Source organism: Deinococcus budaensis (assembly GCF_014201885.1).
GTDB lineage: Bacteria > Deinococcota > Deinococci > Deinococcales > Deinococcaceae > Deinococcus > Deinococcus budaensis.
Map to the genome: position 1 here is coordinate 158282 of NZ_JACHFN010000008.1, position 21124 is coordinate 179405.

The following is a 21124-nucleotide window of genomic DNA, read 5'->3' on the forward strand; positions in this document are numbered from 1 at the left end:
ACAAGCTGCACCTCGACCCAGCGACCGTGTCCCGACGGCGCGCGCTTCCGGCGGTGGTTTTCTGGCTGCCGCCGCCCCGCGCGCGCGCGTCCCACTCCCCCCGGAGGCCCTATGACTGCCGCAGCGACTCCTTTTCGTGCCCGTCTCCGTGCCCGTCCCGCCCGCGCCCTGGGCCTGATCGCCTGCGCGCTGGCCCTCGCCAGTTGCGGCCGGGGCGCCCCACCCGCCGCCGAGACGCGGCCTCAGGACGCGCGCGCCTTCAAGGCGGTCACGCCCACGCTGGCTCCCGTCCCCGGCGCCGCGCTGTACCAGGGGGTCTACGCCGGGCTACAGGGCGAGGCGGCCTACCAGATCGAGGTGCCGGACAACTGGAACGGCACGCTGGTGATGTACGCCCACGGGTACGCGGGCACCGGGGAGAACCTGACGGTGGCGCCGCCGCCCATCCGCGCCGCGCTGCTCGCGCAGGGGTACGCCTGGGGGGCCAGCAGCTACTCGGCCAACTACTACGACGTGCAGGCCGGGGTGGAAGACACCAACGCGCTGGCCCTGGCCTTCGAGCGGTTGACCGCGAATAAGCATGCCAAACCGACCAAGTACCTGATCATGGGCGTCTCGATGGGTGGGCACATCGCCGGGGCCGCCGTGGAAAAGGAGACGCAGGCGAACGCGCGCAGCAAGGTCACCTACGCCGCCGCCCTGCCGCTGTGCGGGGTGATGGACGAGGAATACGAGTTCCAGTGGCTGGGCGACTACACCACCGTCGCCGCGCAGCTGGCCGGGCTGGGTGCGCGAAGCTACCCGCAGGCCGACTACCAGGAGCTGCTGCCCGCCATCAAGGCGGCGCTGTTCACCGACACCACGACCAGCCAGACCGATCCCCTGTGGCAGGAGAACAGCGGCAACGGGGCCGTCCTGCGCGAGATCGCCCGCCAGCTGACCGGCGGCGACCGACCCGTCTTCGAGCTGGGCTTCCGCGTCGGCGGACTGCAAAGCGCCGTGTTCAGCACCGGCGGCTCCGACGGCACGGTCAACGGCATCCTGACGAAGAACTTCTACGGCAACGTGGGCCGGACCTACCGCTGGACGGCTGGGGCCACACCCACCGCTGCCGAGGTCGCCTTCAACGCCGCGATCCTGCGCGTGGCGGCCGATCCGCAGGCCAACCGTGCCCGCGCGGGCGGCCTGCGCTGGATTCCGCGCGTGAACGGCGAATTCAGCGTCCCGGTGCTGACCCTGCACACCCTGGGCGACTTCTATGTGCCGTTCAGGCACCAGCAGCTCTACCGCCAGGCCGCCCAGGCCAACGGCAACGACGCGCGGCTGGTGCAGCGGGCGATCCGCGCCCCCGGGCACTGCGATTTCACGCCTGCGGAGATCGTCGAGGGCTTCAACGACCTCGTCGCCTGGGAAAAGACCGGCGTCAAGCCTGCCGGGGACGACGTGCTGACGCCAGGCGCGGTGGCCGACCCCGCCTACGGCTGCCGCTTCACGCGCGGGGTGCGCCCCGGCGTGGCCGCCTGCCCGCCCGCGTCCTGAGGCTGGGAGGCCTTGTATCGGTGGCTACCAACTAAAGGAAATCTTCTCGGCATCCGGGGGCGAAACAGGCTAGCGTTGGGCCTGTTTGCCCCCTTTCACTTTCAGGAGACCCCCATGTTGAAATCCCGTTTGCTGCTGCTGTCCACCCTCGCCCTGACCGCCGGTTCGGTCGCGCACGCCGACCTTGCCGACGTTCGCAAGCGCGGCGAACTGCGCGTCGTGATGAGCGGCGAGTACCCGCCCTTCTCGCAGCCTGCCCCCGACGGCTCGCTGACCGGCTTCGACGCCGACGTGGCGCGCGAGATCGCCAAGCGTCTGGGCGTCCGGGCGCGGCTGATCAAGGCCGAGTTCCCCTCCATCATCGCCGGGCTTCAGGCCGGGCAGTTCGACCTCGCCGTCGCCTCGCAGAGCAAGACCCCCGAGCGCGAGCGCGCGGTGGACTTCCTGAGCCGCCCTTACTACTACGACGGCTTCCAGCTGTTCGTGCCCTCGAACTCGTCGGCGCGCAGCCTCGCCGGGCTGGGCGGCAAGCCGGTCGCGGTCGCGCAGGGCACCGTCTTCGAGAAGTTCCTGCGTGACGCCAAGTATCCCAACGTCGCCACCTACAGCGGCGAGCAGGAGATCTTTCTCGCCCTGGGCGCGGGCCGCGCCGCCGGGATGATCACCACCCGCACGGTGGGCAGCGTCGCCGCCAAGAACGGGCAGAAGCTCAAGGCCGCCGGCCCGGTGTTGCAGCAGGACAATCCCTACATCACGCTGGGCAAGAACCAGCCGCAGCTCAAGTCGGCGGTGGAAAAGGCGCTGGCCTCCATGCGCGCCGACGGTACCCTCAAGCGCCTGAGCGTCAAGTACCTCGGCGCCGACGTGACGGTGCCCACCAAGTAACCAGACTGAGCCGGGGAGGCCGGGCCGTGCGGACAAGCCGTGCGGCCCCTTCTGCTGGCCAGACCGCTGCTGCGGCCAGATAAGGAGGCCCCTCATGTTCTCGACGCTGTCCACCGTCTTTACTCCCGACGCCCTCGCGGCGCTGTGGCGCGGCGCGCAGCTCACCCTGTCGCTGACGGTCCTGGCCAGCGTGTTCGGGCTGGTGCTGGGCCTGATCGCCGGGCTAGGGCGGATGTCGCGGCTGGCGCCCGTGCGGTTGCTGGCAGGCGCCTACATCGAGACGTTCCGGGGAACGCCGCTGCTGGTGCAGCTGTTTTTCCTGTTTTTCGCGCTGCCGCAGATCACGGGGGTGTCGCTGCCCGCCTTCAATACGGCGGTGCTGGGCCTGAGCCTCTTTGCCGGGGCCTACGCCGCCGAGATCATCCGGGGCAGCCTGAACGCCGTGGACCGGGGCCAGAGCGAGGCCGCGCGGGCACTGGGATTGAAGCCCGCGCAGGTGCTGCGGCTGGTCCTGATTCCGCAGGCGGCCCGCACCGCCGTGCCCGCGCTGGGCAACCAGTTCATCGGGCTGCTGAAGGATTCCAGCCTCGCCAGCGTGATCACCGTGTCCGAGCTGCTGCTCACCACGCGCGGCCTGGTCTCGATCACCTACCAGCCGGTGCCGCTGTATCTGGCGGTCGCGCTGATCTATTTCCTGCTGTCGAACGTGGCCGCGCGGCTCTTCGCGCTGCTGGAGCGCCGCCTGAACCGGCCTTACCGGGCCAGCGCGGTCTGATCCCCGGCAGGCGGGGGTGGGGTGAGAAGGCCCGGCGACGCGGCTGGGCCTTTCTGCTGTGCGGTCCGCCAGCTCCGCGTCAACCCGAGGTGAACGGGTGCAGCACCGTCAGCAGCGCGGCGCCGCCTTCCAGCCTCGCCCGCACTGCGCCGCCCCGTGCCTCGTTGCTGACGGTCCAGCCGCTGCCCTGCGGCACGTCGGCCTGCTGAAGCGGCCAGCGGACCCCCGTGAGGCTCAGGCCGCGCAGGTCGCTGACCGCGAGCACGCTGAGGGTGGTGCCAGGCGGCAGGTCGAGCCGCACGGGCACTCCAGGGAGCAACGGGTGCCCGCTCTCGTCACCGCTGTGCAGGGTGACGCCCAGGCCCCCGCGCGCCAGCCGCAGCCCGCCCAGCGCCAGCGCCGCCGCGTGGTCGAAGCGGCCTCCGAAAGCGCCCAGGAAGACCAGCCGGGTCGCGCCCCGTTCGCGCGCCAGCCGCACGGCGAGTTCGGCGTCCGTCTCGTCCTTGGCGGCGGGGTGGACCTCGCGCGGGGCCTCCAGACTCAGCCCGTCCGAGGAATCGAAGTCGCCCACCCAGGCGTCTACGCGCACCCCCAGCGCCGCCGCGTGCCGGGCGCCGCCGTCGGCCGCCACCACGAGGTCGGGGCGGGGCAGGGCCGCGAGCGCGGGCGTGGGCACCAGCCGCCCGCCGACCAGAATCCAGGCGATCACGTCCCCACCCGGTCGTCGGGCAGGGTCAGGACCCGCGCCGGATCCAGCGTCAGCCGCAGCGTGCCCCCCTGAAGCTGCCCCGTTTCCCGCGCGCTGAGGTGCAGCGTCAGCGGCCCGAGGGGATGGGCGACCGCGACCTCCGTCCCGGTGTCGGTCGTCTGGCGGGCGGTGACGGGATGGGGGTCGCCCTCGCCCAGCCGCACGGCGTCCTCGGGAATCAGGTGGGCGGTGCCGCCGGGGCCGGGGAGCACATTGGCGTGACCCAGAAAGGCCGCCACCCACGCCGTCGCGGGCCGCGCGAAGACTTCTGCCGCCGCCCCCACCTGCACCAGCCGCCCCGCCCGCATCACCGCCACCCGCGAGGCGAGCGCCAGGGCCTCGCGCTGGTCGTGGGTGACGAGCAAGACGCCCGCCCCCACCCGCGCGAACAGCCCCCGCAGGTCCGCCCGCAAGCGCGCCCGCAACTGCTCGTCGAGGTTGCTGAGCGGCTCGTCGAGCAGCAGCAGCGGCGAGCCAGTCGCCACCGCCCGCGCCAGGGCCACCCGCTGCGCCTGCCCGCCCGAGAGTTCCGCCGGGCGCCGCGCCCCCAGGGCCTCCAAGCCGACCAGCGCCAGAGCCTCGCGCGCCCGCCGCTCTGCCTCCGCCCGGCCCGCGCCGCGCATCCGGGGACCGTAGGCGACGTTGCCGAGCACGTTCAGGTGCGGAAACAGCGCGTAATCCTGAAAGACCAGGCCGACCTGCCGCTCTTCCGGCGCGAGGGCGGTCACGTCCCGCCCGGCGACCTCCACCCGGCCCGCGCCTACGCGCTCCAGGCCCGCCACGCCGCGCAGCACGGTGCTTTTGCCGCAGCCGCTGGGGCCGAGCAGGGCGACCGTCTCGCCCGGGGCGACCGTCAGGGTCACGTCCTCGGCGGCGACGGTGGGGCCGAAGCGCTTGGAGAAGTGATGCAGGGCGAGGGCGGGGGGAATCAAGCCTCTTTCTCTTCTTTGATCCAAGGGAGGGGCTTTCGTCCGATGCTCTCGTATTTCCAGAGTGCGTTATCCAGTCGGGAAGGAGTAATTTTCATTTCTTCTGCAACCGTAATAATGGCTTTGCGTATAGCAAGTATGTCTTGCGGATTACCATAGCGAAATTTCCAATCCCCTATGTGGCCCATAAGGCGATTTAGGAGAGTATCAACCTTAATGTAATCCTCTCGGCCGAATAGCAAGATTAGATAGCTCGCCAAGACTGACCCCATACCTCTCACGCTTTCCACCAGCCTAAACCCGACAAGTTCTTCAACCTCATACGTAGACAGGCGGTGAAAATCTGCCACATATTCAATATCGTTTTGGATTAAAAATTTCGCGACGTCGTAGGCTACTTCGGCTTTGCGGCGTCCGGACAAAACGCCTAGATTGATCAGAACCTCTGCGGCATACCTCTCGAACTTACCCTCACCAAAGCTATCGACGTCCGCAACAAAGTCGCTGAACGTCCGAATATCTTTTTCCCATCCGTACGCGGCGAACCGTTCAACCATCGGTTTAACTGTGAACTCCCAATTTGCTCTTGGACTAAATACGCAGTCCAGAACGCAATAATTACCGTTGGCATACGTGGCAAAGTTTGGGTCAGGCTGGATATTTTCCTGCTGTACGAAAGCTCGTAGCTTGTCCGTCAGAGGATCAGTCATGCCCAATTCTCTCACGTCACTTCCCCCTCCCCGCCGTCCAGCAGCGTGAAGGCCAGCGCCGCGAGCAGCAGCAGCACCGTCGCCAGCGCGCAGGCCTCGCCCAGGTTGCGCTCGCCGGGGCGACCCAGGCGCTCGTACAGGCCCACGCTGAGGGTCGCCCACTCGGGCCGGGTCAGGACCAGCGTGGCCCCGAACTCGCCCAGTACGGTGGCGAGGGCCAGCGCGGCGCCGCCCCGCAGCGCCGGAAGGGTGAGCGGCCAGGTCACGGTGCGGTGCGCGGCCCATCCACTTGCGCCCAGGCTCCGCGCGGCCTCGGTCAGCCGGGACGGCAGCGCCCGCAGCGCGGGCAGCAGGCTGCGGGTCACCAGCGGAAACCCCAGCAGCGTGTACGCCGCGATCAGGAGCGGCAGCGTGGCGCTCAGCACCGGGTAGGCCAGCAGGTAGCCCACGGCCAGGCTGACCGGCGAGACCATCAGCGGCAGCAGCGAGAGCAGGTCGAGCGTCCGCGAGCGCGCCAGCCAGGCGCCGACCGCGTGCAACCCGCCCAGCAGCACGGCGCCGATCAGCCCCAGTACCCCGAAGCGCAGGGTGTTGCCCAGCAGCAGCGGGGTGTCCGGGTCGGTCAGGATGCCGCTCCAGTAGCCCAGCGTCGGCCCGCCCGACCCCAGCAGCCCGCGCGCCACCACGGCGCAGAGAGGGCCAAAGCAGATCAGCCCCACGGCGGCCAGCAGCGCCCCCAGCAGCAGGGCCGTTCCCCCCCGCGCCGCCGGAAGCCCCCGCGTGGGCACGCCCACCCCGCCGCGCGGCAGCCGCACGTAGGACCAGGTGGCCGCCAGCGTCAGAAGGAGCTGCCCGGCGATCAGGGCGCTGGCCTCGCTCAGCCGCAGCTGGTAGGCGGTCAGGGTGTAGATCTCGACCTCCAGCGTGGCGTAGCGCTCGCCGCCCAGCGCCAGCGGCAGCCCGAAACTCAGCGCCGAATACAGGAAGACCAGGATGAACCCGGCGGCGAGGCCCGGCAGCGCCAGCGGCAGCGCGACCGTCCAGGCCGCCCGCCATCCTGAGGCCCCCAGCGTCCGCGCCGCCCCCGTGAGCTGCGGCGGCACCCGTGAGAAGCCGCCGTACCCCAGCCGAACCATCACCGGCAGGTTGAAAAAGAGATTTCCCAGGATCAGCAGCGCGGGCGTCTCCTCCAGGTCGAGGCCCAGCGGGCGGCTGACCCACCCCTGCGGTCCCAGCAGTGCCGAGAGGCCCAGCACGGCCACCAGCGTCGGCGTCACGAAGGGGAGCAGCAGCAGGCGCAGCAGCAGGCCCTTGCCGGGAACGGCGTAACGCGACAGCAGGTAGGCGAGGGGGCCTCCCAGCGCCAGGGCGATCAGGGCGGAGGCGCCCGCCTGGGTCAGGGTCCAGGTCAGGCGGCCCAGGAAGTAGGGGTCCTGCCAGACGGCCAGGTTGACGCCGCCCTCGGCCAAGGTACGGGCGAGGGGGAGGGCGAGCAGGAGGAGCAGGAAAAGGAGGGGGGGGAGGGCGAGGAGCCAGCCTCTGATCGGAGGGGTCATGGGATGTGCGGAGGGGCCAGGCATCTTGATTCGGTTGGCCCCCACCCCCAGCCCCTCCCCCCAAAGGGGGCAGGGGAGCGAAGCGCTGCGCTCGGCAAGGACAAATGGGCGGCGCTGGTGGGCGTGGCTTTCGGCCGGAATGTTTGATCTCGGTGCATTCCCGTCGCGGCCACCGTCTCGCTGTGCGAGCCGACGTGGGGAAGGCGGTGCGGACTCGATTCGCCCACACCTGTGCGGCGTTCGCTGTGCCCGTTTTTGAGGAGGCTCAAGCTTGAGCGCCGTTGCTCCCTCTCCCCTCGTGGGACTGGTACAGCTCCGAAGGAGAGAGGGCTGGGGTGAGGGGGCGTGTGACCAGCGTCAGCTTCCCTCACCGCGCCCGCAGCACCTGCGTCACCCAGGCGTCGATCAGCCGCTGTGGGTTGGCCGTCACGCTGGCCTTGACTGGAGCCACCTCGGGCTTCTCGGCAAAGCGGAAGACGGGGTCGAGGGGGGTGCCGCTTACGGCGGGGTAAACCCACATGCGGGTGGGAATGTCGGCCTGCACCCTGGCCGAGAGCATGAAGTCCACGAACCGGCGGGCGAGCGCGGGCTGCTTGGTGCCCTTCAAGATGCCCACGCCTTCGAGTTGCAAGAAGGTGCTGCCCGGCAGGAAGAGGTTGGCGGTCGGCGCCTGGGCGGGGAGTTTTTTGGGGTCGTAGGCGTCCGCGTAGTAGACCTCGGCGGCGGGGCTGCTCGCGTAGCTCAGGACGATGGGGTATTTCCCACCGTTGCGCGTGAACTCCTTGTTGTAGGCGTCCGACCAGCCGCGCGTGACTTTCAGGCCATTCGCACGGGCTTCCCGCCACCACGCCCAGGCGCCCGCCTCGCCGTAGTGGTTCACGGTGGCGAGCAGGAAAGCCAGCCCGGGGCTGCTCGTCGCGGGGGAGGGGACCACCGTCAGCCGGGCGTACTGGGGCTTTTTCAGGTCGTCGAGGGTCCTGGGCAGCGGCAGGCCCGTCTTGGCCCAGGCCGCGCGGTCGTAGTTCAGCGCCACGAGGCCGGAGTCCACCGTGTTCAGCAGACCCGCGCCGTCCAGGCGGGAGGCGGCGGGCACCCGCGCCAGCGCGGGCGAGCGGTAGGCCTCCAGAATCCCGGCGGCCCTCGCGCGGGGCAGCGCCGCGTTGTCCAGCCCGTACACCACGTCGGCCACGGGCGCGCGGCGGGTCAGGATCAGGCGGTTGAGCAGTTCGCCCGCGTCCCCGCCCCTTACGAAGCGTACGCGGGCGCCGTTTTCCCGCTCGAACTGCGCGACCAACTTCTTATCCACGTCGAAGGAATCGTGGGTGACCACCGTCAGGGTGGTCTGGGCCTGGGCGGCTCCCGCGAGCAGCAGGCCGAGCATCAGTGTCTTGCGCATAAAAAATCCCCCCCGCGTCACGAGGGGAAGCCGAGGAAGGCACGCGCTGGGCGGCCCTTCCGTCACGCTCCCTCCGCCGGAATGACCCGGTTCAGGTTCCTGGGGTGTGATCTCAGCCCTCTCCATGTGAGGAGGGCACCCCCGGTGACGCAGGGAGCAGCATAGCGCACGGGCTAAAGTGGCGCGGTGATAACGCTTGTCGTGTGGCTGGTCGTGCGGAGCGCCTCCGGCCGGGTGCTGCTGGGGCGGCGTTCGGGCACCACGGTGGCGGACGGCCTCTGGAACCTGCCCGGCGGCGCGGTGGAATCCGGCGAGGCCCTGCTGGATGCCGTGACCCGTGAAGCGCGGGAGGAAGTCGGGCTGCGGGTGGACCCGGCGGCGCTGCGTTCGCTGGGCGTCTCGCGCTACGACGTGCCGGGCCTGGGCGGTCCCCTGCGGGGGGTGGATTTCCTCTTTCTGGCCGAGGCCTGGGAGGGCGAGCCGACGCCGCTCGACAAGACCTCCGAGGTGGGCTGGTTCGATCCCGAGGCCCTGCCGCAGGGCTGCCTGCCGTGGCTGCCCGGCGTGCTGGCCGCCCACCTCACAGGCGGCGCCCGCCTCTCTGAGCAGCTTCACGGCTTGGACGGGGTCCGGGTGTACCCGGCGGGATAGCGCCACCGTTGAGGGTTGCCTGCCCCCGTCCCCGTGGCGCTGCCCGGAAGGTTGGGAGGTCCGCCTCTACCCCGCCCAGGCGCCTGCCTCGCGCGCGGCCGCCACGCGCCCCGGCTGCGTCTTGGCCTCCGCGACGATGGCGAACCGCGCCACCCGGCCCACCGCATCGAAGCCCAGGACCACGGCCCAGACGGTCCCCGGGTCGCGCCCGAACGTCGCGCTGCGGACGTAGTAGGTCACGCCGCCCTGGGTAAACGTGCGCTCGCGCAGCACCCGCCGCTCGGCGCCGTAGGTCCGCAGGCCCGCTTCCCGGTAGGCCCGGAAGGCGGCGAGGGGTCCCCACTCGGCCTGCATCTGCGGCGTGAAGCTCTGCCACAGCCGCTCGACCCGCAGCGCGTAGAAGTCGGCCACCAGCGCCCGCCCACGGGTCAGGGCCGCGCGCTCGGCGGCGGTGGCGGCCGGGAGCGCGGGCAGGGCCGTCTGCCCCGCTCCCGCCGGGGCGGCCAGCGCGAGGCCGCAGGACAGGCAGCACGCGGTCAAGAGTTGCCAGAAAGGGGTCATGCTCCAGCGTAGGCAACCGGGTCCGGGGCGGGGTGTCAGGCGGACGACGATTGGGAAAACTGCTCGGCCTCGATCAGCATCTGCTCGATCACCACGGCCACGCCGTCCTCCTCGTTCGTCAGGGTCACCTCGTCTGCCGCCGCCAGCGCCTCCGGCTCCGCGTTGCCCATCGCCACGCCGCGCCCGGCCCAGGCAAGCAGCTCGGCGTCGTTGGGGGCGTCTCCGAAAGCCAGGACCTCCTCGCGCCTAATGCCCAGACGAGTGCAGAGCCGCTCCAGCCCCCACGCCTTGCTGACCCCCTCGGCCAGCACTTCCAGAAAAGGCGACCCGGAGTGCGTGACCGCGAAGCCGCCAAGCTTCAGCGCCCGCAGTTCGCCCAACAGCTCGCGTGGCGTCACGGCCGCGTGCCGCACGATGAATTTGAGGCTGGGGGCGGCCAGCACGGCGTCGAGATCGTGTCCTCCCAGCTCGCCCGGTTCGCGCTTGTGGTCCTCATAACGGGCCAGGGCTGCGTAGCCCTCCTGCGCGACGTAGACCTCGCCGCCCTCCCTGACGCTCAAGAACAGCACGCCGGGGACCCGCTGGGTCAGCCCCCACGCCAAGGCACGCTGCGCCGCCGCGCTGACGTGCGCCTCGAACAGCACCTCGCCCGTGCCCAGGTGGACGCCATAGGCGCCGTTGGCGCACAGGGCGTACCCGTCAAATCCCGCCGCCTCCGCGATACGCCTCACCCCGCGCGGTTGCCGGGCCGTGACCGGAACGACGTGAATTCCGGCCGTCCTGGCCGCGTCCAGCGCCGCCCGCGTGCGCGCGCTCACGGTCCGGTCGGGGCGCAGCAGCGTGCCGTCGAGGTCGGTGGCGATCAGGCGGATCACGGCTGTAGGGTAAGAGAAAAGGTCGTGCCTGGGAGGCGACATCACGACCGTCTGTCACCGCGAAAGACACCCTGCCCGGTCCCACTGACTGCCCCTCGCGCTGAAAACAGAGGTGGACGGGGAACGCCTGCGCTTCCGCACGGCCCGCTGGGGGCGCTGGCGAGAACGGCCCCTCTCTGCCATCTGGGCTGCCGAAGCAGTCCGCTTGAGCGTCTGGGGCCAGCCCGTGGGGTACGAGCTGTCTTTCGGGGCAGAAGAAACCTATGACGTTCTCAGCGGGAAGGGCGTCTGCGTGCGGGCCGCATGCTGACCCTGGGCACAGGCGACCCCGCCGGGCTGCGGCGGGCGTTTCAGCCCCCGCTGAAGGTTGAGCGCTGAAGGCTCAGCGCGCCTCCAGCACCACCACCGCCGAGGCGTGTTCCTTCGTGTGCGTCAGCGTCAGGTGGACCACCCAGCCGCGCGCTTCCAGCTCCGCCGCGATCTCAGGGCAAAAGCCCAGCACCGGGGGCGCGAAGGGAAAGGGGCCGTCCGGCGTGCGCTCGCGCTCGACCCACACGTCGCGCCACCCGTGCGGACGCGGCCAGACTTTCTGAAAGGCCTCCTTGGCGGCGAAGCGGGCGGCGAAACTGGGCGCGGGGTCCGCCAGCCGGGCGCAGTAGGCGAGTTCGGCGGGGGCGAACAGTTTGAGCGCCCGGTCGCCCTCGCGGGCGAGCATTCCGCGCACGCGCTCGATCTCGATCAGGTCATGGCCGACGGCGACGATCACCCCGCCATGCTGCCACGCGGCCGGGTACCGGGCTGGGCCGCCGTATCCTGACCGCCGATGCCCGCGCCTCCTGACCCACTGTTTCCCGATCCCTGGCTGCCCACCGTGGCGGGCGTGCTGCGCGCGGGCGAGGCGCGCTGGCGGGCCGCCGGGGTCACGCGCGTGCGGGTCTTCGGCTCGGTGGCGCGCGGCGAGGCCGACGGGTCTGCCGACATCGACCTGCTGGTGGACCTGACCGCCGAGGCGGGCCTGCTGGACCTGATGCGCGTCAAGGAAATCTTCGAGGACCTGCTGCGCCGCCGGGTGGACGTGCTCACCGAGGGCGCGCTCAGGGCACCCCTGCGCGGCGAGATTCTGGCCGACGCGGTGGACGTGTTCGCCCTGCCCGACCCGCTCCGGCGCTCGCACCGCTCCAAACGCTGGCGCTGGCGGGTGTTCGACCTGCTTGGCGCCCTCGACCGGGTGGCGGCCTACACGGCGGGGCACACCCTGACCACCTTCCTGGCCGACGAACGCACCCGCGACGCCGTGCTGCGTAACCTCTCGCGGCTGGGCGAGACGACCAAGTTCATTCCCCAGAGCGTGCAAGACCGCACGCCCGAGGTGCCCTGGGCGCTGCTGCGCGACATTCGCAACCTCGTCGCGCACGACTACTTCGGCATCGATCCCCGGCTGGTGTGGCACACGGCCCGGGTGGACCTGCCCGCGCAGCGGCCCAGCCTTCAGGCGCTGGCCGACGGCAGGGAGGAGCCGTAGGCCGGTCGGGCCGCTGGCCTCCTCCCCCGGGGGAGCCTGCCCTGTCCCGTCCCGCCTGTCTGGCCGGGGTAGGCTGGGGAACACTGAACCTAACGCCCGTTAGGTAGACTGTGGGCAGACGGTGTTCCGCCCCACAACCCAGCTCCGGAGGACTTTCATGACCCAGCCCCTGACGCCCGCCGAAACCCCCCAGCAGCACGCCGCCTTCGAGGCCCGCATCCTGCGCGGCGAGAAGATCGAACCCGGCGACTGGATGCCCGCCGAGTACCGCCGCCAGCTGATCCGCATGATCAGCCAGCACGCGCACTCGGAGGTCGTGGGGATGCTCCCCGAAGGCGAGTGGATCACCCGGGCGCCCACCCTCAGGCGCAAGACCATCCTGATCGCCAAGGTGCAGGACGAGGCCGGGCACGGCCAGTACCTCTACCACGCCGCCGAGACGCTGGGCATCAGCCGCGAGGAGATGCTCGGCGCGCTGCTCTCGGGCAAGGCCAAGTACTCCTCGATCTTCAACTACCCCACCATGAACTGGGCCGACGTGGGCATGATCGGCTGGCTGGTGGACGGCGCGGCGATCAAGAACCAGACCATGCTGGCAGGCTGCTCCTACGGCCCCTACTCCCGGGCGATGGTCCGCATCTGCTCGGAGGAGACCTTCCACCACAAGCAGGGCAAGGAGATGATCGTCGCCTACGCCCAGGGCACCCCCGAGCAGCGCGCGATGGCCCAGGACGCCCTGGACCGCTGGTGGTGGCCCGCCCTGATGATGCTGGGGCCGCACGACGCCGACAGCCCCAACTCGGGCGCACTGACGAAGTGGGGCATCAAGCTCAAGACCAATGACGAGGTTCGCCAGGAGTTCATCAACGAGCACGCGCCCGAACTGCTCGAAGCCGGGCTGACCATCCCCGACCCCGACCTGCACCAGGACGAGTCGGGCAACTGGAAACACGGCCCGATCAACTGGGACGAGTTCTGGGCGGTCGTGAACGGTCAGCGGGGCCTCAACAAGGAGCGTCTGGGCGCCCGTCAGGCGGCCCACGAGGACGGCGCCTGGGTGCGCGAGGCCCTGGACGCCTACACGGCGCGCCAGCTGGGCCAGGCGGCAGACTGAATCTTTTACCCCGCCCCCTTGACCCGCAGAGCCGCTTGCAGACTTGCCAAGCTCCGCAGGAGAGGGGGGAGGCCGGGACTGGTACAGCTCCACAGGAGAGGGGGTGAACAGCCCTGGCATCCAGAGAACGCCGCCTGCTCAGCCCCTCACATGTATCCCAGGAGCATCCATGACCCAGACCCCCTCCCCCCACCCCGGTACCCAGTGGCCCCGCTGGGAAGTCTTCAAGCAGGACGCGCCGGGCAGGCCCTGGCAGGCGGTGGGCAGCGTCCACGCGGGTGACCCCGACCACGCCCTGCTGACGGCCCGCAACGTCTTTGTGCGCCGCCCGGCGGCCGTGAGCCTGTGGGCCGTGCGCGAGGGCGACATCCTGACCGCCACGCCGGAAGAGGTGCAGACCCGCCCCGAGGTGCTGGACACCCCCGGCGAGGGCGGCACCTACCACGTCGGCCTCAAGCGCACGCACAAGCGCTCGATGACCTTTGTCGATCTGGTGGGCACCGTCGAGGCGCGCGGCCCCGGCGACGCGGTCCGGCAGGCGCGCGAGGAGCACCCCGACGCCCTGACCTGGCTGGTCTTTCCCGAGAGGGCGGTCGTCCGCACGGGCGACGACCCCGGCACGGTGGACAGCTGGTTCGCGCCCGCGAGGGACAAGACCTACAAGCAGCAGCAGGCCTACGGCGTGATCGGCCGCCACGTCGGGGAACTCAAGCGCGAGGGCCGGATGCCGGGCCGCGTGAACGAGGAACCCCACATCGGCGCCCAGAAGGTCCATGACCACCCGCACGACCCCGCCCTCCAGCCCGCCCCGAGGAAGGTGCAGCCATGACCGCCCCCGCTGCCCTCCTCACGCCCGCCCAGACGCAGGCCCTGATTCGCAAGCTGACTGCGCTGGCCGACGACGAGATCATCCTGGCCCACCGGGACGGCGAGTGGACCGGGCACGCGCCGATTCTGGAAGAGGACATCGCCCTGGCCAACATCGCGCAAGACGAGCTGGGGCACGCCGGGATGTACCTGGAACTGCGCCGGACGCTTGACGGCAGCGACCCCGACCGCCTGGCGTTTTTCCGGGGCGCGGACGGGTACACGAACGTCCGGCTGGTCGAGCTGCCCAAAGGGGACTGGGCCTTGACCATGCTGCGCCAGTTTCTCTTCGACGCCTACGAGGCGCTGTGGCTGAGCGCGGCGCAAAAAAGCAGCTACGCCCCCCTGGCCGAGGTCGCCGCCAAGGCCGTCCGCGAGGAGAAGTTCCATCTCCAGCACACGGCGCTGTGGGTCGAGCGCCTGGCACTGGGCACCGACGAGAGCCGCCGCCGCACGCAGAATGCGCTGGACGAGCTGTGGCCCCACGTCGCCCAACTGTTCGCCCCGCTGCCCGGCGAGGCCGATCTGGTGGCCGCCGGAATGCTGCCCGAGCTGGAAAAGGTCCGCGCGAGCTGGGAGAGCTTCGTGCTGCCCCACCTGACCGAGAAGTGCGGCCTGACCCTGCCGATGGCGCTGGCGGAGGCTTCCGAGGGGCGGGACGTGCATACCGAACACCTCGCGCCCCTGCTGGCCGAGATGCAGAGCGTGGCGCGGCAGCACGCGAACGCCGAGGTCTGGTGACCCCATGACCACCGCCCCCCTGTCCCCCCAGCACGTCACCCCCGAACAGGTCTGGACCGCTCTCGCCGCCGTCCCCGACCCCGAGATTCCGGTCGTCTCCGTCACCGACATGGGCATGGTCCGGGACGTGACGGTGGACGGCGGCGGGCGTGTCTCCGTGACCTTTACCCCCACCTTCTCCGGATGCCCCGCGCTGCACGTCATCCGCGACTCCATCGGCGAGGCCGTACGCGCGCTGGGTGTGCAGGACGTGGAGGTCCGCAGCACCCTCACGCCCCCCTGGACGACCGACTGGATTCAGGAAGGCGCCCGCGAGCGGCTGCGCCAGTACGGCATCGCGCCGCCCGCCCCCGCCGAAGCTTCCCCCCTCATCACCCTCGACCCCGAATCCACCCGCTGCCCCCGCTGCGGCTCGTTCAACGTGCGGATGACGGGCAGCTTCGGCCCGACGTTGTGTAAGCGGCTCTACGTGTGCGACAACTGCAAGGAGCCGTTTGAGGGGTTTAAGAGTGTGTGATCCCGCCGCAGCCGAAAGACAGATGGCAGAAGGCTCTCCGCTTTTTGCCATCTGCCTTTGCGCTCTAGCTTCACTCTTCAAGGAGTCTCCATGACCTCAACTCTTTCCCAAATCCTCCGCCCCGCCTCCTACGTGTACGGCACCTGGCACGCCAACCCCGACGGCCAGACGCTGGTGGACGCTGTGTATGGCCGCCCGGTCGCCGTGATCTCCTCCGAGGGGGTGGATTTCGCGCAGGCCCTGGCCTACGGGCGCGGGGTCGGTGGCCCGGCGATCCGGCGGTTGACCTTCCACGCGCGGGCGCGCGCCCTGAAGGCGCTGGGCACGTACCTGCTGGAGCGCAAGGAGGACTACTACGCCCTCAACCTGCTGACGGGCGCGACCCGCCGCGACGGCTGGGTGGATATCGAGGGCGGCATCGGGACCCTGCTCAGCTACGCCAGCATGGCCCGCCGCGAGCTGCCCGACGAACGCTTTCTGCCCGACGGCAAGGTGGAGCGGCTGGGCAAGGGCGGGACCTTCGTGGCCCGGCACCTCCTCGTGCCGCGCGAGGGCGTAGCGGTACAGATCAACGCCTACAACTTCCCGGTGTGGGGCATGCTGGAAAAGCTCGCCCCGGCCTTCATCGCAGGGATGCCGAGCCTGGTGAAGCCCGCCCCGCAAACCGCGTACCTCACCGAACGGGTGGTGCGCGACATCATCGCCTCGGGTCTGCTGCCGGAGGGGAGCTTGCAACTTGTGACGGGTGAGCCGGGCGACCTGCTCGACCATCTGGAGGAGCAGGACCTCGTGGCGTTTACGGGGTCGGCGGCGACCGCGCAGAAGCTCAAGGTGCATCCCACCATCGTCGCCCGCAATGTGGGGTTCAACACTGAGGCCGACAGCCTGAACGCCTCCGTGCTAGGCCTGACCGTGCGCCCCGGGGACCCCGAGTTCGCCCTCTTCGTGCGCGAGGTCGCCCGCGAGATGACGGGCAAGGCCGGGCAGAAATGCACCGCGATCCGCCGCGCCATCGTGCCGCGTGGCCGGGTCGAGGAGGTCGTGGCCGCGCTCCGCCAGGAACTGAGCAAGGTCACTCTGGGCGACCCCGCCCGCGACGACGTGCGGATGGGCGCCCTCGTCAGCACCGAGCAGCGCGAACGGGTGCAGAGAACTCTGGACGCGCTGAAGGCCGAAACCAGCGTCGTCATCGGCGGCGAGGCCCGCGACCTGCTGGGCGGCAGCCGCGAGCGGGGGGCCTTCCTCGACCCCACCCTGCTGCTGTGCGAGTCGCCCCTCACGGCGCGCGGCCCGCACGAGCTGGAGGCGTTCGGCCCGGTGGCGACCCTGCTGCCCTACGGCACGCTGGAGGAAGCCGCGCAGCTTGCCCGCATGGGGCGCGGTTCCCTGGCCGGGAGCATCGTGACCCACGACCGCGCCGAGGCGACCGAACTCGTCCTGGGCATGGCGAGCACCCACGGGCGTCTCCTCGTCCTGAACCGCGAGAATGCGGGAGAGAACACCGGGCACGGCTCCCCGCTGCCGCAGCTCAAGCACGGCGGGCCGGGCCGGGCGGGGGGCGGAGAGGAACTCGGCGGGCTGGCGGGCGTCCGGCACCACATGAACAAGGTGGCGGTGCAGGCCGACCCGACGACCCTCGCCGCGATCACCCGCGAATACGTGCCCGGCGCCGAGGTGCGCGAGGACGTGGTCCATCCCTTCCGCAAGTCCTTCGACGAGATCGGAGTGGGCGACAGTCTGCTCACCCACCGCCGCACGGTGACCGAAGCCGACATCGTGAACTTCGCGGGCCTGACGGGGGACCACTTCTACGCCCATGTGGACGAGATCGGCGCGAGGGAGGGCCTCTTCGGCAAGCGGGTGGCGCACGGTTACTTCCTGATCTCGGCGGCGGCCGGGCAGTTCGTGTCCCCCGCGCCGGGGCCGGTACTGGCGAACTACGGCCTGGAGAACCTGCGCTTTGTCGAGCCGGTCGGCATCGGGGACACCATCCGTACCCGATTGACCTGCAAACGCAAGATCCGCAAGGACCTGCGCCCGGGTGAGACGCGCCCGACCGGCGTGGTCGAGTGGCACGCCGAGATCACGAACCAGCGGGACGAACTCGTGGCGACCTACGACATCCTGACCCTGGTCGAGCGGGCGCGCGACGGCGCCGACGCCTGAGCGCGGCGGGCACAGCGGAGGGGGCGGGGAGGAGCGTGGACTCTTCCCGCCCCCTTTCTTAGCGAAGGCTCATGGTGGCCGTGCGGGAAGCTCAGCGGCGCTGAAGTACGTTGAGCGGGGCCATTTCGGGGCCAGGCAGACCAGACGGCGCTGGTCCCGGTACCCGGCCCTTTTTCTCCCAGACCCGTCTCCCAGGAGGTTCCATGAATCTTGCCGACTTGATGAACTCGTCTTTTGGAGCGGCCGACGCCGCGCGGCTCGGTCAGGCGGTGGGCCTGGAGGCCGCCGACGCCACGCGGGTGCTGCACGCCGCCCTGCCCAGCCAACTCGCCGCGCTGGCCGAGCACTCCCGCACGGCCCAGGGCCGCGACCAGATCGCGCAGGCCGTCCGGAACCTGCCCGCCTTCGCCAGCGCCGGGGACGCCCTGAGCGGCCCTGAGGGCGCCAGCACGCTGGAGAGTGCCGGCAAGCTGCTCGCGCCCGCGTTGCTGGGCGAGCGCGCCAGCGGCCTCGCCGCGCAGGTGGCGGGCGGGCTGGACACGGGCCGGGTCGAGCGGCTGCTGCACCTCGCCCTGCCGCTGCTGCTGAGCGTTCTGGGCCAGCGTGGCCTGCGGGACGGCGATGTGGCGGCCCTGCTTCCCGGCCCGGCAGGCAAGGGGGAGAGCGCCGCCCCGGCCCGGGTGGTGCTGAGCGCCTCCCCGGCGGCCGTCAGTGCGGCACCGGGAACCGGGACGGTCCCAGCCGCCCCCGACGACGCCGGTCCGGCGGGGCTGCTCGACTCCCTGCGCGGGCCGTTCGGCGGCGCGGTGGCCGAGCGCCTCGGCACCGCTGCCGGGTTCAGCGGCGGCGCGGCGGTGCGGGCCACCGGGGCCGCCCTGCCGGTGCTGCTGGCGGCCCTGGCCCGCAAGGGGGGCAGTGAGGCGGGCGCCGCCGACCTCCTCGCCCGCAGCCAGGGCGCCGGGGCCTGGATCAGCGCCGATGGCCGCCTGGACGCCAGCCGCCTGTCCGACCCCGCCGAGGTCGCCCGGCTCGAGGGGCAGGGCCGCCCGCTGCTGGGCACCCTCTTCGGCAATGTGGACGAGGTGACCGGGCGCCTGGGGTCCGCCATCGGCGGCTCGGGCACCAGCGCGGGCCGGCTGCTGGCGCTGCTCGCCCCGCTGGTGCTGGGCCTGCTCGGCCAACGCGCGGCGGCGACTGGGCTGAAGCCGGCGGGTCTCGCCGGGCTGCTGGCGGGCCTGCCGGGCGGCCTCGCCGCAATCCTGCCTGCCGGGATGCCGGGCCTGGGCGCCCTGCTCGACCGGGTGGGCCGCGAGCCGGTGGCGGTGGCGACCGCCGCGCCCCAGGTGAGAACGGTTCCGGCTCCGCGTCCAGCGGCGCCTCCGGCCGCCTCGCCGGTGCCTGCCGCCCCCCGTGAGGCGCCCGCCCGCCGCCGGGGTCTGGCCTGGTGGCTCCTTCCGCTGTTGCTGCTGCTGGGTCTGGGCGGCTGCTGGCTGCTGCAATCCCGCCCGGAAACGGCCCCGGCGGCGACCGGGGCGGCCGACGGGGCGACCCCGGCCCCGAACGCGAACGGCATCACTGTGACGACCCCGGCCTCGGGGGCCAGCCTGCCCGCCGCGCCCCTCACGCTGAGCGGGACGGCCCCGGCAGGCGAGACGTTGACGGTCTCGGAAGGCGGCGAGCCGCTCGCCACCGTCACCGTTCAGCAAGACGGGCGCTGGTCTGCCGAGCTGCCCGCCCCGGCACCCGGCCCGCACACCTACACCGTCAGCGCCAGTGGAGGCGCCAACCGCGACCTCACGCTGGACGTGGCCGGAGCCGGGGCGAGGACCCCGGACGGGAGCGGGGCCGCAGATGCAGCGGCTCCTGCCGACGAGGCGGGCGCGGGCGCCGTTGCCGGGGCCACCGGAGCCTTCGCCATCGCCGAGCCTGCGCCGAACGCGCAGCTGCCCGCCGGGGGCTTCACCCTGCGCGGGACAGGCACCCCCGGCCAGACGGTGCAGCTGCTGGAGGACGGCACCAGCCTGGGCAGCCTGACCATCAATGAGGACGGCACCTGGAGCCAGGACGTGCCCAGCCCCGAGGCTGGAGAGCACACCTACAGCGTACAGGCCGGGGACGGCACCGAACTGGGCCGCGTCACCGCCACGGTGGCTGCCGCCGCCGCCCGCACCGACAGTTGCCGGGACGACTACACCCTCAGCATCTCCGACGGGCAGACGGTCGGCCAGCCTTTCCGCTTCGGCGGCGTAGGCCAGGGCGAGGGCTACCGCGTGACCGTCAAGCGCGGCGACCGCGTGGTGGGCACCCGGTCCGTGCCCCTCGACAACACCTGCGGCTGGAGCTACCAAAGCCGCCCCGGCGCCGGCAAGCTGACCTACGAGGTCCGTCCGCTGGGCGACGCCGCCGCCGAGCCGCTCAGCGTGGTGACCCTGACCGTCACCAACTGAACCTCAGGCGCCGTTCGCGCCGTTCTGGGGCCGCCTCACTGGAAGGCGGCCCCAAGCTCTTGGTCAGCTAACGGCTCACCGTCCACATCCCCGCGAAGTCGGCAAACTGCGTGTTTGTGTCGGGGGTGGCGTAGGCGCTGATGCTGCCGTCCAGATACAGGGCGTCCGGGCAATCCAGCGTGTCCCGGAAAAAGACCGCGAAGCTATGGAAATTCACGGGCCCGGCGCTTACCACGAACCGCACCCGCCCGTCCCGGCACACCCCCACGCCGCTGCGAACCTTGAAGCTGGTGCCGCTGCGGTTGAAGGCCGGGTGCAGGCGCCCTCCCTGGACCAGCAGTGGCCCCGATTGTGTGGCGAACGTCGGCCGCAGGCCCCGCCGCCTATACGCCTGAGTCTCGGTGACTCCTGCCTGCTGCCCGCGAACCCAGAACACGCCGTTGGGCAGCAGCGCGAAGTTGCCGCCCGACCGCGCCCGGTTCAGGCCCACCAGGGTCCGCCCGTCTTCAACGTGCAGGCCCAGGGGCACCAGCCCCGGCGCGTAGATGCCGCTGTTGGTGGCGAACAGCACCCGGGTGCCCTCCTTGCGCAGCCGGGCGCTCAGTTGCGCGAACGTGCGGTAAGGCTGACCGGTCGTGGGATTGTTCCAGTGCAGGCGCAGCGTGTCCTTGCTCAGGTCCACGGTGGCGACGGTGTAGAGGTTCCCAGCCGCCGTCACCCGCCGCAGGTCCAGGCTTCCAGCCGTCGAGCAGGCTGTCAGCAGCGCCAGCAAGGCACTTCCCAGCAACCACCGAATCCAACGCAAACGCGACATATGCGGCCCATCATGCCTGCCCGAGATGAGCCGTGGGGCGCTGCGGGTGCTTGGCCTCCCCAGCGGTCTTTTTCCCGGCCCACCGCTGCCTCAGGGCTTGGCCAGGGCCGGGGGGTTGACAGCTCGGGTGGGGGCCTGTATCTTTTCTGAGCCTCAAGCGAGGCGAGCAGCATGACAAGCGAAGGACATGCGAGAAACGAGCGCATAGATCACGGCGGCTGTCCCCCTTCGGGGGTCAGCGCCGAGTGAACAAACTGCTGCTCCCCAGCGAGCAGCAGTGGAACGGTCAAGATAACAAGGGTCCACGGTGG

General features: G+C 71.1%; 20 protein-coding genes and 1 riboswitch. Of the genes, 11 read left to right on the forward strand and 9 right to left on the reverse strand.

Going from position 1 to position 21124, the window contains the following annotated elements; translation table 11 throughout:
- Positions 1-111: 111 nt before the first annotated feature.
- The 3 genes from HNQ09_RS12055 to HNQ09_RS12065 all read left to right on the forward strand — a co-directional run bounded on the left by HNQ09_RS12055 (position 112) and on the right by HNQ09_RS12065 (position 3199).
- Positions 112-1539 carry an alpha/beta hydrolase family protein gene (locus tag HNQ09_RS12055; protein ID WP_184029594.1) on the forward strand — a complete coding sequence of 476 codons (1428 nt, stop codon included), beginning with the start codon at positions 112-114 and terminating at the stop codon, positions 1537-1539.
- Between the two features lie 114 nt (positions 1540-1653).
- Complete coding sequence (locus tag HNQ09_RS12060) at positions 1654-2424, forward strand: transporter substrate-binding domain-containing protein (protein WP_184029596.1); 771 nt, start codon at positions 1654-1656, stop codon at positions 2422-2424.
- 94 nt (positions 2425-2518) lie between these two features.
- Positions 2519-3199 (forward strand): amino acid ABC transporter permease, encoded by a 681-nt coding sequence (locus HNQ09_RS12065; protein ID WP_184029598.1) that lies wholly within the window; start codon positions 2519-2521, stop codon positions 3197-3199.
- Positions 3200-3278: 79 nt separating this feature from the next.
- On the opposite strand, the gene HNQ09_RS12070 is transcribed toward HNQ09_RS12065, so the two are convergent.
- The 5 genes from HNQ09_RS12070 to HNQ09_RS12090 form a co-directional block, all read right to left on the reverse strand.
- A complete protein-coding gene (locus HNQ09_RS12070; protein WP_184029600.1) occupies positions 3279-3908 on the reverse strand; it encodes a thiamine diphosphokinase in 630 nt (209 codons plus the stop codon).
- Positions 3905-4879, reverse strand: coding sequence for an ABC transporter ATP-binding protein (locus HNQ09_RS12075; RefSeq protein WP_184029602.1), 975 nt, complete (start codon positions 4877-4879; stop codon positions 3905-3907). The genes HNQ09_RS12070 and HNQ09_RS12075 overlap by 4 nt, the downstream gene beginning before the upstream one ends.
- Positions 4876-5586 (reverse strand): hypothetical protein, encoded by a 711-nt coding sequence (locus HNQ09_RS12080; protein WP_184029604.1) that lies wholly within the window; start codon positions 5584-5586, stop codon positions 4876-4878. Before HNQ09_RS12080 ends, HNQ09_RS12075 begins: the two co-directional genes overlap by 4 nt.
- An 11-nt stretch (positions 5587-5597) precedes the next feature.
- Positions 5598-7142, reverse strand: coding sequence for an ABC transporter permease (locus HNQ09_RS12085; RefSeq protein WP_184029606.1), 1545 nt, complete (start codon positions 7140-7142; stop codon positions 5598-5600).
- A gap of 367 nt (positions 7143-7509) precedes the next feature.
- Positions 7510-8538, reverse strand: a complete 1029-nt coding sequence (locus HNQ09_RS12090) for a thiamine ABC transporter substrate-binding protein (RefSeq protein WP_184029607.1) — start codon at positions 8536-8538, stop codon at positions 7510-7512.
- A gap of 50 nt (positions 8539-8588) precedes the next feature.
- Positions 8589-8691, reverse strand: a riboswitch (TPP riboswitch).
- A 33-nt stretch (positions 8692-8724) separates the two neighbouring features.
- On the opposite strand from HNQ09_RS12090, the gene HNQ09_RS12095 reads away from it, so the two are divergent.
- Positions 8725-9189 (forward strand): NUDIX domain-containing protein, encoded by a 465-nt coding sequence (locus tag HNQ09_RS12095; protein WP_184029609.1) that lies wholly within the window; start codon positions 8725-8727, stop codon positions 9187-9189.
- A 66-nt stretch (positions 9190-9255) separates the two neighbouring features.
- Here the strand turns inward: HNQ09_RS12095 and HNQ09_RS12100 are convergent, their stop codons facing one another.
- From HNQ09_RS12100 to HNQ09_RS12110, 3 genes are all read right to left on the reverse strand, one after another.
- Positions 9256-9750 (reverse strand): hypothetical protein, encoded by a 495-nt coding sequence (locus tag HNQ09_RS12100; protein ID WP_184029611.1) that lies wholly within the window; start codon positions 9748-9750, stop codon positions 9256-9258.
- A gap of 35 nt (positions 9751-9785) precedes the next feature.
- Positions 9786-10667 carry a Cof-type HAD-IIB family hydrolase gene (locus HNQ09_RS12105; RefSeq protein WP_184029612.1) on the reverse strand — a complete coding sequence of 294 codons (882 nt, stop codon included), beginning with the start codon at positions 10665-10667 and terminating at the stop codon, positions 9786-9788.
- Between the two features lie 340 nt (positions 10668-11007).
- Complete coding sequence (locus HNQ09_RS12110; RefSeq protein WP_184029614.1) at positions 11008-11391, reverse strand: 4'-phosphopantetheinyl transferase superfamily protein; 384 nt, start codon at positions 11389-11391, stop codon at positions 11008-11010.
- Between the two features lie 57 nt (positions 11392-11448).
- Here HNQ09_RS12110 and HNQ09_RS12115 point away from each other — a divergent pair, with 57 nt between their 5' ends.
- The 7 genes from HNQ09_RS12115 to HNQ09_RS12145 all read left to right on the forward strand — a co-directional run bounded on the left by HNQ09_RS12115 (position 11449) and on the right by HNQ09_RS12145 (position 19999).
- Positions 11449-12147: a HepT-like ribonuclease domain-containing protein gene (locus HNQ09_RS12115; protein WP_184029616.1), complete on the forward strand. Its 699-nt coding sequence runs from the start codon at positions 11449-11451 to the stop codon at positions 12145-12147.
- A 157-nt stretch (positions 12148-12304) separates the two neighbouring features.
- The gene (paaA, locus tag HNQ09_RS12120) at positions 12305-13261 is read left to right on the forward strand and encodes a 1,2-phenylacetyl-CoA epoxidase subunit PaaA (protein ID WP_184029618.1); all 957 of its coding nucleotides are present in this window, start codon (positions 12305-12307) and stop codon (positions 13259-13261) included.
- A gap of 169 nt (positions 13262-13430) precedes the next feature.
- Complete coding sequence (locus HNQ09_RS12125; RefSeq protein ID WP_184029620.1) at positions 13431-14090, forward strand: phenylacetic acid degradation protein; 660 nt, start codon at positions 13431-13433, stop codon at positions 14088-14090.
- Positions 14087-14869: a 1,2-phenylacetyl-CoA epoxidase subunit PaaC gene (gene paaC / locus HNQ09_RS12130; protein ID WP_184029622.1), complete on the forward strand. Its 783-nt coding sequence runs from the start codon at positions 14087-14089 to the stop codon at positions 14867-14869. The genes HNQ09_RS12125 and paaC overlap by 4 nt, the downstream gene beginning before the upstream one ends.
- A gap of 4 nt (positions 14870-14873) precedes the next feature.
- Positions 14874-15386, forward strand: a complete 513-nt coding sequence (gene paaD / locus HNQ09_RS12135; protein WP_184029624.1) for a 1,2-phenylacetyl-CoA epoxidase subunit PaaD — start codon at positions 14874-14876, stop codon at positions 15384-15386.
- 90 nt (positions 15387-15476) lie between these two features.
- Positions 15477-17552: a phenylacetic acid degradation bifunctional protein PaaZ gene (paaZ, locus tag HNQ09_RS12140; RefSeq protein WP_184029626.1), complete on the forward strand. Its 2076-nt coding sequence runs from the start codon at positions 15477-15479 to the stop codon at positions 17550-17552.
- A gap of 203 nt (positions 17553-17755) precedes the next feature.
- On the forward strand, positions 17756-19999 hold the full coding sequence (locus HNQ09_RS12145; protein WP_184029628.1) for a DUF937 domain-containing protein: 2244 nt from the start codon (positions 17756-17758) through the stop codon (positions 19997-19999).
- A 67-nt stretch (positions 20000-20066) separates the two neighbouring features.
- Here HNQ09_RS12145 and HNQ09_RS12150 read toward each other — a convergent pair whose 3' ends face one another.
- Positions 20067-20813, reverse strand: a complete 747-nt coding sequence (locus HNQ09_RS12150; RefSeq protein WP_184029630.1) for a phosphodiester glycosidase family protein — start codon at positions 20811-20813, stop codon at positions 20067-20069.
- Between the last annotated feature and the right edge of the window lie 311 nt (positions 20814-21124).